Origin of the sequence: Halopseudomonas aestusnigri (assembly GCF_002197985.1) — a bacterium.
Taxonomy (GTDB): Bacteria; Pseudomonadota; Gammaproteobacteria; order Pseudomonadales; family Pseudomonadaceae; genus Halopseudomonas; species Halopseudomonas aestusnigri.
In genome coordinates, this window is record NZ_NBYK01000010.1 from 15794 (window position 1) to 29346 (window position 13553).

A 13553-nucleotide genomic window follows, 5' to 3' on the forward strand; every position below is an offset into this window, starting at 1 on the left:
TTACATGGCCTCCTTCATGGCACGGCTTTGCGGCGCCATCTTGAACTCTGCAGCTTCCACCTGATCCTTCTTCCAGGAACGCAGCGCCCAGATGATCAGACCAATGATGAAGAACGCAGACGGGGGCAGCAGCAGCAGACCGTTGGGCTGATACCAGCCACCGGCACTGACCAGCGGCAGGATCTCGATGCCGAACAACTTGCCGGCACCAAACAGCTCACGGATGACCGCAACGCAGATCAGAATAAAGCTGTAGCCCAGACCGTTACCCACACCATCAAGGAAGCTCATGTGCGGCGGATTCTGCATGGCAAAGGCTTCGGCGCGACCCATCACGATACAGTTGGTGATGATCAGACCGACGAAGACCGACAGCTGCTTGCTGATGCTGTAGGCATAGGCCTTGAGCACCTGGTCTACCACGATTACCAGCGATGCGATGATCACCATCTGCACGATCATACGAATCGAGCTGGGGATCTGGTTACGCACGATCGAGATAAAGAAGTTCGACAGTGCCGTTACCGAGGTCAGCGCGATACACATGACCAGAGTCACGCTCAGGCTGGTGGTAACCGCCAGTGCCGAGCAGATCCCGAGGATCTGCAGGGCAATCGGGTTGTTGCTGAAAATAGGCTCGAACAGAACCTGTTTTGCAGTGGCCTTAGCCATGATTATGCCTCCCCTGCACGAAGATGTTCGAGGAACGGACCGAAGCCGTCTTCACCCAGCCAGAAACGCACCAGATTCTCTACACCACGACTGGTCAGCGTGGCGCCGGCCAGCGCGTCCACCTGGTGTTCGGCGTTCGGGTTGCTTGGATCAACGCCGCCCTTGACGACGCTGATAGCCGGTTCGCCGGACTCGTCAAAGACAACCTTGCCAGTCCACTGAGCCTTCCAGTTCGGGTTATCCACCTCGCCACCCAGACCGGGAGTCTCGGCGTGCTGGTAGAAGCCAAGGCCGACGACGGTCTTCAGATCGCTTTCCAGCGCCATAAAGCCGTACAAGGTCGACCACAGGCCATAGCCGTGGATCGGCAGGATCAGGGTCTTGATGCTGCCATCGGGATTTTCCACCACATAAACGGTGGAATAGTCAGCGCGGCGACGGATGCTGGCAATATCCTGCTCGCCATCCAGCTGCTGGGACATGGCCGGATCTTTCGACGCTTTCTGCTGATCGAATGTCAGCGCATCCAGAGCATCACTGAACTCACCAGTACGCAGATCAACCAGACGCGGCGTGATCTGCTGGAACTGCTCCTGCACACTGACACCCGGCTCGAACAAACCGGCAATCTGCAGAATGTTGCGCTGCTTGTCCTGCAGTTTGTTGGTCGTCTGCACCGGCTTGAGCGCAACCGCGGCGGCGGACACCACGACGGAGCAGACCAGACAGACGAGCAGCGCGACCGTCAGCGTGCGGGCAACGGATTCTTTCTTAGCGGACATTACGTGCAAGCCTCCGTTTGATGTTGGCCTGAACCACGAAGTGGTCGATGAGCGGAGCAAACAGGTTGGCGAACAGAATCGCCAGCATCATGCCCTCGGGGAACGCCGGGTTGACGACACGGATCAGGATAACCATCAGACCGATCAGTGCACCAAAGAACCACTTGCCGGTGTTGGTCATCGACGCCGATACCGGATCGGTCGCCATGAAGATCATGCCGAAAGCGAACCCGCCCACTACCATGTGCCAATACCAGGGCATGGCGAACATCGGGTTGGTGTCAGAGCCAATCATGTTGAACAGCAGGCTGGTTGCAACCATGCCGAGCATCACGCCGGCGACGATGCGCCAGTTGGCGATCTTGGTCAGCAGCAGAACCGCACCACCGATGAAGATGGCCAGGGTAGACACTTCGCCCATGGAACCCTGCATGTTGCCGTAGAAGGCGTCCAGCCAGGTCAGGCCGCTGGCAACGATCTGCTCGACACCGCCGGAAGCAGCCATGCTCAGGGCAGTCGCGCCGGCATAACCGTCCACTGCAGTCCAGACCGCGTCACCGGACATCTGCGCCGGATAGGCGAAGAACAGGAACGCACGACCGGTCAGTGCCGGGTTGAGGAAGTTTTTACCGGTACCGCCGAACACTTCCTTACCGATCACAACACCAAAACTGATACCCAGAGCGACCTGCCACAGCGGAATGCTCGGCGGCACGATCAGGGCAAACAGGATGGAGGTCACGAAGAAACCTTCGTTGACTTCATGCTTGCGGATGGACGCGAATACCACTTCCCAGAAACCGCCGACCAGGAAGGTCACAGCGTAGACCGGGAGGAAGTAGGCTGCACCGTGGATCAGATTGTCCCACAGGCTGGCCGGATCAAATCCGGCGAACATGGCGATCAGCGCCAGACGCCAGTTGTCCTGGGCAGCCAGCAGATCCGGGTTGCCGGCATAGATGCTGTTGGCCTGGAAACCGATGTTGTACATCCCGTAGAAAATGACCGGGAAGGTGCACAGCCATACGGTAATCATCATGCGCTTGAGGTCGAGACCGTCGCGCACGTGCGCAGTCGTCTTGGTGACGCTGCCCGGGCGGTAGAAGAAGGTATCAACGGCTTCGTAGAGGGCGTACCACTTTTCGTGCTTGCCGCCCTTCTCGAAGTTATGCTCGATCTTGTCGAGGAATGAACGCAGGCTCATGTCAGCCCTCCTTCTCGATGCGAGTCAGGTTATCCCGAAGAATCGGGCCGTACTCGTACTTGCCGGCGCAGACGTAGCTGCACAGTGCCAGATCTTCTTCATCCAGCTCCAGTGCACCCAGCTTCTGGGCCATATCGGTGTCACCGACCACCAGATAACGCAGCAACTGGGTCGGCAGAATATCCAGCGGCATCACCAGTTCGTAGTTGCCTACCGGGACCATGGCACGGGGGCTGCCGTTGGTGCTGGTATCAAAATTGAACAGGCGCGACGGCGCCAGCTTGGAAACGAAGATATTCAGAACAGAGTGCTTGTTCACGCCAGCACGCAGATAGTGCAGCATCTGGCGCTCGTTGCCTTCCTTGAGAACCGACACCTGGGAGTGAAAACGCCCGAGGTAAGCGATCGGACCACGAACGGCGCGACCACCGAACACCGAGCCGGAAATCACCCGGTTATTGCCGGCTTTCAGCTCGCCAGCGGTCAGCTCGTCCAGATTGGCACCCAGGCGAGTTTTCAGCAGACGGGCCTTCTCTACCTGCGGGCCAGCGAGGGCGACATAGCGATCAGTCCAGATACGACCCTGGGTGAACAGCACACCGAAGGCGATCACGTCCTGGTAGTTGATCTGCCAGACGCTCTTGCTCTCGTTAACCGGATCGAGGAAATGGATATGGGTACCGGGCAGGCCTGCAGGGTGCGGACCGGCAAAGCTCTCGGTACTGACACCACTGACCCCTTCGCCCGGCAGGCTGACACCATCAGCCTTGCACAGCCATACCTTGGCCAGCCGTGCCAGAACCTTCAGACCGTTTTCGAAGTCTGCAGCGTGCTCCTTGATGATGACAGCCGGATCGGCCGCCAGCGGATTGGAGTCCATTGCGGTGACAAAAATCGAACTGGGCTCAGCATCGACAGCCGGGGTCTTGCTGTAGGGGCGGGTGCGCAGCGCAGTCCACAGACCCGAGCTGATCAGCTGCTCGCGAATCTGCTGGGGCGCCAGGCCATCCAGCGCTTTGGCGTCATGGGCAGGAAAGGTCTCGGCGTCATCGCCGTCGATCTCGATAACGACCGACTGCAAAACACGCTTGTCACCACGATTGATTGCGCTGACGACACCAGCGGCAGGCGCGGTAAAGACCACACCAGGAGTTTTCTTGTCGCTGAACAGAACCTGTCCAAGTTTGACCCGATCTCCCTCACGCACTTCCATGGTCGGCTTCATGCCGTGGTAGTCGAAGCCGACGACGGCAACACTACGCACCGCACGAGCGTCTTCAATGCGCTGTTCGGGAGAACCGGTGATTGGCAGATCCAAGCCCCGTTTGATTTTTATCATACGAATAGCCTAATCACTGTTTGAAATCTTCACGGGCGGGGCTGCCAAAGCGAACGCAAATGCGTTGTCCCATCCGTGCTGACAGCCAACGCAGGCACGAATCGGAGCAGCCTCAAACCCCCATAAAAAATCCCGCCAAGTATAAAGAGCATGACTACTCAATGCTACCGAGCCCCGGGATTTTTCGGTTTTTAAATTGCCCCCATTGATGAAATCGATAACACCGGCTGCCCTTTCGGGGCGATCCTGAAATACTCAGAAACACTGATCTTCAGACCCAGTGATCAGTTTGTCCGAAAAGCGGTCCAAACAGCATAAACTGATCACAAATCATCCAACCGGGGAGATTCACATGTCACTGCCGAGCATCTTCCTCAGCGCTTTGCTGCTGCTCGCTTCAACCAGCGCCGCAGCAACCACCGAGACGACGCTGACTACCCGCAATCAGCACCTGTTTCGCTACCTGTTCGTGGATGTCTACACCGCCACACTGTACGCCCCGAGCAACAGCAACCTGACCGGTATTCTCGACAGCGGTCAACCGGTTCGACTAACCCTGCAGTATCACCGCTCGATAGACCGGGATGACATGATCAAGGCCGCCCAGGTCACACTGGAGCGCCAGCACCCGGCATCCCGACTTGCCCAACTGCAAGCCGACATCGACCAGTTGCACACCCATTTCGTCGACGTCAGCGAGGGAGACACCTATAGCCTGGCTCGCACTGCCGACGGAGAACTCCAGCTGTACCATAACAATCAGCTCAGCTTCAGCAGCAAGACCCCGGGCCTGGCCGATGCGTACCTTGGCATCTGGCTCGGCCAAAACGGGCTGTCTGACGACCTGCGCAGCGCCCTGCTGCGCTAGCAACGCAGCAAAAGCAGAAACCGAGCAACAAAAAAGGCGCCGAAGCGCCTTTTTTGTTGCTGCCATATCCGACAATCAGACCGGGAACGCCGGCGGATTGACGTGGGCCATATCTTCCAGAATGCGCACAACCTGGCAGCTGTAGCCGAACTCGTTGTCGTACCACACGTACAGAATCACACGATTGTCGTTGCAGATGGTTGCTTCGGCATCGACCACACCAGCGTGACGCGAACCCACGAAGTCAGTGGAAACCACTTCCTGCGAGTTGGTGAAGTCAATCTGCTTGTGCAGCTCGGAGTGCAGCGCCATGTGACGCAGGTAGTCGTTGACCTCATCGCGATTGGTCGACTTTTCCAGGTTCAGGTTCAGAATCGCCATTGAGACGTTCGGAGTCGGAACACGGATGGCGTTGCCGCTCAGCTTGCCAGCCAGCTCCGGCAGTGCCTTGGCGACCGCCTTGGCTGCACCGGTCTCGGTGATAACCATGTTCAGCGCAGCGCTGCGACCACGACGATTGCCCTTGTGGAAGTTGTCGATCAGATTCTGGTCGTTGGTGTACGAGTGAACCGTCTCAACGTGGCCATTGGCGATGCCGAACTTGTCGTTGATCGCTTTCAGTACCGGCACGATGGCATTGGTGGTGCAGGACGCCGCAGAAATGATCTTGTCTTCGGGTGTAATGGCAGCGTGGTTGATGCCATGAACGATATTCTTCAGGTCGCCCTTGCCGGGCGCAGTCAGCACTACCTGGGACGCGCCCTTGCACTGCAGGTGCTGGGACAGGCCGGCTTCGTCACGCCACACACCGGTGTTGTCGACAACAATGGCATCTTCGATACCGTAGGCTGTGTAATCGATACTGGTCGGATCGCTGGCGTAGATAACCTGAATCAGGTTGCCGTTGGCAGTGATGGTGTTGTTTTCTTCATCAATGGTGATGGTGCCCTGGAAGGAGCCGTGAACCGAATCACGACGCAGCAGGCTGGCACGTTTGGACAGGTCGTTGGTTGCGCCCTTGCGGACAACGATGGCGCGCAGGCGCAGGCCATCACCGGCACCAGCCTTCTCGATCATGATGCGCGCCAGCAGGCGACCGATGCGACCGAAGCCGTACAACACCACGTCACGACCCTGACGGCGCTCGCCGGTCTTGCCGATAACACTGGCCAGCTCGACCCGCAGGAAGGCATTCAGGTCGTCGCTGCCGGAGGCACGGAACTTGTTGACCAGACGGGCAAGATCGATGGAGGCCGGGCCCAGGTTCAGGTCCAGCAGTTCCTTCAGAACCGGGAAGGTGTCATGAACCGACAGCTCATTGTCATCGATCTGACGAGCGAAACGGTGGGATTTCAGCAGGCTGATGACCGAGCGATTGACCAGGCCACGACCGTAAACGGAGGTGACAACGTTATGCTCACGGTACAGACGGCCAATCAGAGGAATCATCGCCTCAGCGGTGGCTTCACGGTCCGTCCAGTTTTCCAGACACTGCTCAAATTGGGCTTGAGTCACGGCTTTACCTTCCAAGTCTTGATAACCAAAGGGCGCATATTATGCTTTCAGCGCGCACCTTAGGCAATGATCAGGACAAAATCCAGCCGGTGCGGGCACAAACGCAACGAGCACGGTAAACTGCCTGCCGTTGCCAGCCGCGCATCGGCCAGCACGCCACCGAACCGACCTCAAGAGTTATCGCATGCCCGCATCAAAGCTGCTGCTATCTCCTCCATTGACGGCCGCCACCGGCAACCGCCTGTACTGGTCCGGCCTGCAGGGCGCCGCTCGCGCCCTGGCCATCGCCGAAGGTGCCCAGCAGCACGACGGCCTGAGCCTGGTGATCACACCCGACACCGCTGCTGCCGACAGTCTGGAGCAGGAGCTGCGCTTTTTCGCACCACAGCTCCCCGTTATCAGCTTCCCCGACTGGGAAACCCTGCCGTACGACCGTTTCTCTCCGCACCAGGACATCATCTCCCAGCGCCTTAAAACGCTGTTCCAGCTGCCTCGCATCGGTCAGGGCATCCTTGTTGTACCCATGACTACGGTGCTGCACCGGCTGCCGCCGCGTGATTTTCTGGGCGGCTCGGTCCTGCTGCTGGAGATTGGCCAGCAACTGGACATCGACCGGATGCGCATCAACCTCGACGCGGCCGGCTACCGCTGCGTCGACACGGTCTACGAACACGGTGACTACGCGGTACGGGGAGCGCTGCTGGATCTCTATCCAATGGGCAGTGCCCTGCCCTACCGCATCGACCTGCTGGACGACGAGATCGAGACGCTGCGCACCTTTGATCCGGAAACCCAGCGCTCGATAGACAAGGTTGACCGCATACACCTGCTGCCGGCCAAGGAATTCCCGCTCGACAAGTCGGCGCTGACCGGCTTTCGCGCGCGCTTTCGCGAACGCTTTGAAGTGGATCATCGGCGTTGCCCGCTGTACATGGACCTCAGCGAAGGCCTTGTTCCGCCAGGCATTGAGTACTATCTGCCGCTGTTCTTCGACGAACTGGCCAGCCTGTTCGACTACCTGCCGGACAATACCCGGCTGTTCACCCTGCCCGGCATCGAGCAGAACGCCGAGCACTTCTGGCAGGACGTACGCACCCGCCACAGCGAACAGGGCGTAGACCCAACTCGCCCGCTGCTGCCGCCAGGCGAACTGTTTCTGCCGGTTGAGGAAGCCTTTGCGCTGCTCAAACAGCATCCGCGCATTGTCTGCCATCAGGATCGTCCTGACGAATCGCAGGCCAGCGTATTTGATTGCCCGTTGCCGCCCGACCTGGCGATCGACAATAAACTGGAAAATCCGCTGGCAGCGCTTCAACGCTTCCTGCAGCAGCACCCGGGCCGCACCCTGTTTGTCGCCGAGACCGCCGGACGCCGCGAAGCCCTGACCGAGCTGCTCGCCCGCATCCAGATCAAACCGGATGACGTCGACAGCTGGCCGGCCTTCAGCACCGGCAGCAGCCCCGTCGCCATCACCATCGCGCCGCTCGACCAAGGCATGCTGATCAACAGTGCCGCCGTTGCCCTGATTGCCGAAAGCCAGCTGTTCGGCCAGCGTGTCATGCAGCGCCGCCGCCGTGGCAAGGCGACCGATCTCGGCGACGCGGTAATCCGTAACCTGACCGAGCTGCGCGAAGGCGCGCCGGTGGTTCATATCGACCACGGCGTCGGCCGCTATCGGGGCCTCACCAACCTGACCGTTGAAGATCAGCAGGCCGAGTTTTTGGTGCTGGAGTACGCCGACGAGGCGACGCTGTACGTGCCGGTCGCCAACCTGCACCTGATTGCCCGCTATTCCGGCAGCGATGACGACAGCGCGCCGCTGCACCGCCTGGGCTCTGATCAATGGCAGAAGGCGCGGCGCAAGGCCGCCGAGAAGGTTCGCGACGTCGCCGCCGAACTGCTCGACGTATATGCCCGCCGGGCCGCGCGCCAGGGCTTCAGCTTCGCCGACCCTGAACAGGACTACCAGAGCTTTGCCGACGACTTCCCGTTTGAGGAAACCGCCGACCAGCTGGCCGCCATTGAAGCGGTATTCAAGGACATGACCAGCCCGCAGCCGATGGACCGCCTGGTCTGCGGCGATGTCGGCTTCGGCAAGACCGAGGTCGCCATGCGCGCGGCCTTCCTCGCGGTGCACAGCGGCAAGCAGGTCGCGGTCCTGGTGCCGACCACCCTGCTCGCCCAGCAACACTACAACAGCTTCAAGGACCGCTTCGCCAACTGGCCGGTGCGCGTGGAAGTCATGTCGCGCTTCAAATCCGCCAAGGAAGTCAAAGCCGCGGCCGCCGAGCTGGCCGAGGGCAAGGTCGACATCATGATCGGCACCCACAAGCTGCTGCAGGGCGACGTCCAGTTCCAGGATCTCGGCCTGGTGATCATCGACGAAGAGCACCGCTTTGGTGTGCGCCAGAAAGAAGCACTAAAAGCACTGCGCAGCGAAGTCGATGTGCTGACCCTGACCGCTACCCCGATCCCGCGCACCCTGAACATGTCGTTTTCCGGCATGCGCGACCTGTCGATCATCGCTACACCGCCCGCACGCCGGCTGTCGGTCAAGACCTTCATCATGGTGCAACAGAAACCGGTGGTGAAAGAAGCGATCCTGCGCGAGCTGCTGCGCGGCGGCCAGGTCTACTATCTGCACAACGACGTCGAGACCATTGAAAAATGCGCCGCCGATCTGGCCGAACTGGTGCCGGAAGCGCGCATTGGCATCAGCCACGGCCAGATGCCCGAGCGCGCACTGGAACAGGTGATGCGCGATTTCTACCATCGCCGCTTCAATATTCTGGTCACCAGCACCATCATCGAAACCGGCATCGACGTACCCAGCGCCAACACCATCATCATTGAGCGCGCCGACAAGTTCGGCCTGGCCCAATTGCATCAGCTGCGCGGGCGCGTTGGCCGCAGCCACCACCAGGCCTATGCCTACCTGCTCACTCCGGAAGGCCGAAAGATCACCAGCGACGCAGAGAAACGACTGGAAGCCATCGCCGCAGCCCAGGACCTGGGCGCGGGTTTCACTCTGGCCACCCACGACCTCGAAATTCGCGGCGCCGGCGAGCTGCTGGGAGAAGGCCAGAGCGGCCAGATTCAGGCAGTCGGCTTTACCCTGTATATGGAAATGCTCGAACGCGCCGTCAAGGCGATCAAGCAAGGCAAGCAGCCTGAGCTGGAACAACCACTGGGCGGCGGAACCGATATCAATCTGCGCCTGCCGGCGCTGATTCCCGAAGACTATCTGCCCGACGTGCACGCTCGCCTGATCCTCTACAAGCGCATCGCCAACGCCGCAGACGAGGATGCGCTGAAGGATCTTCAGGTTGAAATGATCGACCGCTTCGGCCTGCTGCCGGAACCGGTAAAAACCCTGTTCCGGATCACCTCGCTGAAACTGCGTTGCGAGCCGCTGGGCATTACCAAGATTGACGTGGGTGCCGAGCATGGCCGTATCGAGTTTGCTGCCGATACCCGCATCGATCCGATGGTGCTGGTGCGCATGATTCAGGACAACCCGCAGCGCTATCGACTTGAAGGTGCTACGGTATTTCGCTTCAATTCGCCCATGGGCAATGCCGAGCTACGCCTGAACACGGTCGAAGCCCTGTTTGAGCGCCTCGCCAACATCCCGAAAGACACCCCTCAAGGCAAAGGAAAACGCCCATGAAACTGCTGAGCAAACTGCTCTCGATTGCCCTGCTGTCCACCTTGGCCGGCTTCTCGCTGGTGGCCAGCGCCGAAGAGTATCTGGTCGAAGTCGTCTTTTTCGGTCAGCCGTCGGCACCGCTGGTACAGGGCAGCAATCCGGAGCTTGATTGGGAAGTAGACGCGGTAGATCTGGAAAACACTGCGCGAACCGATGTTCGCGCCATCGACCAGACCCGCTACCGCCTCAGTGACCAGGCCCGCAAGCTGGAGCAGAACGGCTATCAGATCTACCTGCATCAGGCATGGTCACAACCACTGGATAACGACCTGGTCGTCGCCCTGCACCGCGGCAATCCAGAAAACGGGGTTTATCCGATTCAGGGGCTGGTTAACCTGCGCCAGGCAACCCTGACCGAACTGAAGGTGGCGTTCTGGCGCAACCGCTCAGCGGCGGAACTGCAACTGCAGTCCGAGACGCCACTGATTTCCGAGTTCCTGCATCAAACCCGCGCTTTGCGCCCGGGTGAAGTTCATTACCTGGACCATCAGAGCCTTGGCATGCTGGTCACCATCAGCCGCTGATCACCTCAGCCCGCCGCACACTCAGGCGTGTGGCGGGCCCTGCAGTAGCCGCTGCAGCACAGCCTTGACCTGCTGCATGCCTGCCAAGACAACCGCCTCGATAGCTTCCATGGTAATCACCTCGGTCGCCTTGCCGGCCGCCGGATTAACCACCAGCGCCAGACAGGCGTAAGCGAGCCCCAGCTCTCGGGCCAGCGCCGCCTCGGGCATACCGGTCATGCCGACCAGATCCGCGCCATCGCGCTCCAGCCTTCGAATCTCGGCCGCAGTTTCCAGCCGCGGCCCCTGGGTTGCCGCATAGACGCCATACGGTAGACAACCGATATTCTGCGCCTTGAGCGCGGCCAGCAGCCGCTCGCGCACTGACTCGTCGTAGGGCGAGGTGAAATCAATGTGAGTGACGCTTTGCAGGTCATCCTCGAAGTAAGTCGAGGCGCGCCCCCACGTGTAGTCGATCAGCTGATCCGGCACGCAGAACGTGCCGGTCTGCAACTGCGGGTGAATACCGCCGACCGCATTGACCGCAACGATGCGATCAACTCCGGCTTCCCGCAGCGCCCAGAGGTTTGCCCGGTAGTTGACCCGATGCGGCGGTATCCGATGCGGATGGCCATGCCGCGCCAGAAAACAGACCGTCTGCCCGCCAATGCGGCCACGGACAACCGGCGCAGAAGGCGCACCCCAAGGCGTCTGAATCAGCTCTTCACTCTCGATTTCCAGACCGTCCAGGGCGCTGAGGCCGGTACCACCGATAAGACCCCAAATCCCGCTCACGCGTCATTCTCCTGCAGCTCACGCACAGAATCGCGCGGCCGCCCGTCGGCAAGCTGAGCGCCGCGCAACTCAAGCGCATCCGGCAAATGAATGGTCGACGTCGGAAATGCGACCTGGGCCTCATGCTTCTCGACGATCGCCAGAATCTTCAACAGCACATCCTCCTTCACCCGGTGGAACTCGGCCCATACCGGCGTCGTGAAGCAGTAGATAAAGAAATCCACCGACGACGGCGAGCAACGATCAAAGAACACCATCAGAGTCTGTTCCTGATCGATATCCTCATGCGCCTGCAGCATCTTGCGCACGTCCGCCACAATCGGCTCCATGCGCTTGATATCGTCATAGCGAATACCGATATGCTCGTAAATTCGCCGATGGGTCATGCGCGAGGGGTTTTCCACCACAATATTGGCGAACACCGCATTGGGGATGTACAACGGGCGCTTGTCGAAGGTGCGAATCCGGGTCAAACGCCAGCCGATATCCTCGACGGTACCTTCAATGTTGCGATCCGGCGAGCGTATCCAGTTGCCCACCACAAACGGGCGATCCAGATAGATCATCAGCCCGCCGAAGAAGTTGGCAAGCAGATCCTTGGCAGCAAAGCCGACGGCAATACCACCAATACCACCAAATGCCAGCACCCCGGAAATGCTGTACCCGAGCGACTGCAACACAACCAGCGCCGCAGTAATGACCACCGAGGCCCTGAGCAGCTTGCCAATCGCACCAACCGTCGTTTTGTCCGCTGGCGTCTCCCTGTAGGCCGGATCAACAAGCCGCTGCTCAACCTGCCGCATCATGCGCAGGACAAACCAGGTCAGCAGCCCAATCAGCAGCAGCCGCTGCAGCTGATCCAGCACCGCAGCCAGATCGTCATCCATCTGCAGCGCAGTGATCCGTGCGGCCCACAGCAGCCCCATACTCCAGATCAGCACCCAGGCCGGGCGCCGCGCCGCATCGACCAGCGCATCGTCCCAGATATTGCGGGTTTTCTCGGCGCGTGCCTGTACGTGGTCCAGCACGCGTTTGGCAATGTAGGCGCAGACCAGCGACGCCAGCACCACCGCAAACACATGGTAGATCCAGGCCTCGCCAATCAGCGGAAGCTGGTCGAGCTGCAACTGCTCCGGTAACTGTTCGATGAAATCATTCAAACCAGATCAAACTCCCTCAACAAGGAAACAGCCTGACGCCATTCAGGCGTCGCATGGTAATCGGCACCGGCCGGCTTGAGCGTCAGCATGCGAGCGATGCGCGCCGGGCATTGCAAGCCTTGCTTCTGCGCGTGCACCAGCCCTTCTTCCGCCGCCGCACGATCATTGCAGATCAGCAGCATGTCGCACCCCGCCGCCTGCGCCGCGTCAATCCGCTCCGCCATACCGCCGACCGCATGCGCACCGGCCATGGTCAGGTCATCACTGAAAATGACGCCATCAAAACCCAGCTCTGCGCGCAGGATGTCCTGCAGCCAGCGGATGGAAAACCCGGCAGGCAAAGGGTCGACCCGAGAATACACAACGTGCGCCGGCATGATGCCGTCCAGCTTGCCGGCAAGCGCCGCAAAGGGCACCAGATCGCTCTGGCGAATATCCTCCAGTGACCGGTCATCTACCGGCAGCGCAAAGTGCGAATCCGCCTCGGCCCAGCCGTGGCCAGGGAAATGCTTGCCGGTGGCCGCCATACCCGCCGCGTGCAGACCATCAATGTAGGCACTGGCGAGACGCGCCACGCGATCAGGATCGCCGCCCAGCGAGCGGTTACCGATCACCTGGCTACGACCGTAATCAAGATCAAGAACCGGCGCAAAGCTGATATCGATACCACAGGCCAGCATCTCGGTCGCCATTACCCAGGCAGCAGCCCGGGCCACCGCGTCAACGTGGGCGTCATCCACCGCAGCGACGTCAGCCAGCGCGGGCAGCCTGAGTACGTCACGGCGCAGGCGCTGAACGCGCCCGCCTTCCTGGTCTATCGCAATCAGCATGTCCGGGCGCTCCTTGCGGATGGCCCTCACCAGCTCGGCGACCTGGCGCGGCGATTCTGTATTGCGCGCAAACAAGATCAAGCCGGCGACTTCCGGCTGACGCAACAACTGCCTGTCCTCTGCTTCCAGCCACAGGCCAGGCAGATCCAGCATCAAGGCACCCTGTTTCAATATTG

General features: G+C 60.1%; 11 protein-coding genes. 3 read left to right on the forward strand and 8 right to left on the reverse strand.

What is annotated here, in order from left to right:
* The 4 genes from B7O88_RS13245 to B7O88_RS13260 are packed head-to-tail and all read right to left on the reverse strand — an operon-like array spanning window position 1 to window position 3997.
* Complete coding sequence (locus B7O88_RS13245; RefSeq protein WP_088276484.1) at window positions 1-672, reverse strand: NADH:ubiquinone reductase (Na(+)-transporting) subunit D; 672 nt, start codon at window positions 670-672, stop codon at window positions 1-3.
* 2 nt (window positions 673-674) lie between these two features.
* On the reverse strand, window positions 675-1454 hold the full coding sequence (locus B7O88_RS13250; RefSeq protein WP_088276486.1) for a Na(+)-translocating NADH-quinone reductase subunit C: 780 nt from the start codon (window positions 1452-1454) through the stop codon (window positions 675-677).
* Entirely contained in the window at window positions 1444-2658 is a 1215-nt protein-coding gene (locus tag B7O88_RS13255) for an NADH:ubiquinone reductase (Na(+)-transporting) subunit B (protein ID WP_088276488.1), read from the reverse strand. The genes B7O88_RS13250 and B7O88_RS13255 overlap by 11 nt, the downstream gene beginning before the upstream one ends.
* Before the next feature lies 1 nt (window position 2659).
* Window positions 2660-3997 carry a Na(+)-translocating NADH-quinone reductase subunit A gene (locus B7O88_RS13260; protein WP_088276490.1) on the reverse strand — a complete coding sequence of 446 codons (1338 nt, stop codon included), beginning with the start codon at window positions 3995-3997 and terminating at the stop codon, window positions 2660-2662.
* A 352-nt stretch (window positions 3998-4349) separates the two neighbouring features.
* Between B7O88_RS13260 and B7O88_RS13265 the strand changes: the two genes are divergently transcribed.
* Window positions 4350-4865 carry a chalcone isomerase family protein gene (locus B7O88_RS13265; protein ID WP_088276492.1) on the forward strand — a complete coding sequence of 172 codons (516 nt, stop codon included), beginning with the start codon at window positions 4350-4352 and terminating at the stop codon, window positions 4863-4865.
* Between the two features lie 75 nt (window positions 4866-4940).
* On the opposite strand, the gene B7O88_RS13270 is transcribed toward B7O88_RS13265, so the two are convergent.
* Complete coding sequence (locus tag B7O88_RS13270; protein WP_088276494.1) at window positions 4941-6380, reverse strand: glyceraldehyde-3-phosphate dehydrogenase; 1440 nt, start codon at window positions 6378-6380, stop codon at window positions 4941-4943.
* Between the two features lie 184 nt (window positions 6381-6564).
* Between B7O88_RS13270 and mfd the strand changes: the two genes are divergently transcribed.
* Window positions 6565-10050, forward strand: a complete 3486-nt coding sequence (mfd, locus tag B7O88_RS13275) for a transcription-repair coupling factor (protein WP_088276496.1) — start codon at window positions 6565-6567, stop codon at window positions 10048-10050.
* Window positions 10047-10613, forward strand: coding sequence for a CsiV family protein (locus B7O88_RS13280; protein ID WP_088276498.1), 567 nt, complete (start codon window positions 10047-10049; stop codon window positions 10611-10613). The genes mfd and B7O88_RS13280 overlap by 4 nt, the downstream gene beginning before the upstream one ends.
* A gap of 21 nt (window positions 10614-10634) precedes the next feature.
* Here B7O88_RS13280 and B7O88_RS13285 read toward each other — a convergent pair whose 3' ends face one another.
* Genes B7O88_RS13285 through nagZ form a run of 3 tightly spaced genes read right to left on the reverse strand, consistent with a single transcriptional unit; the run spans window position 10635 to window position 13530 of the window.
* Window positions 10635-11387, reverse strand: a complete 753-nt coding sequence (locus B7O88_RS13285) for an S-methyl-5'-thioinosine phosphorylase (RefSeq protein WP_235005796.1) — start codon at window positions 11385-11387, stop codon at window positions 10635-10637.
* A complete protein-coding gene (locus B7O88_RS13290; protein ID WP_172409671.1) occupies window positions 11384-12547 on the reverse strand; it encodes a mechanosensitive ion channel family protein in 1164 nt (387 codons plus the stop codon). The genes B7O88_RS13285 and B7O88_RS13290 overlap by 4 nt, the downstream gene beginning before the upstream one ends.
* Window positions 12544-13530 carry a beta-N-acetylhexosaminidase gene (nagZ, locus tag B7O88_RS13295; protein WP_235005800.1) on the reverse strand — a complete coding sequence of 329 codons (987 nt, stop codon included), beginning with the start codon at window positions 13528-13530 and terminating at the stop codon, window positions 12544-12546. The genes B7O88_RS13290 and nagZ overlap by 4 nt, the downstream gene beginning before the upstream one ends.
* Window positions 13531-13553: the final 23 nt, after the last annotated feature.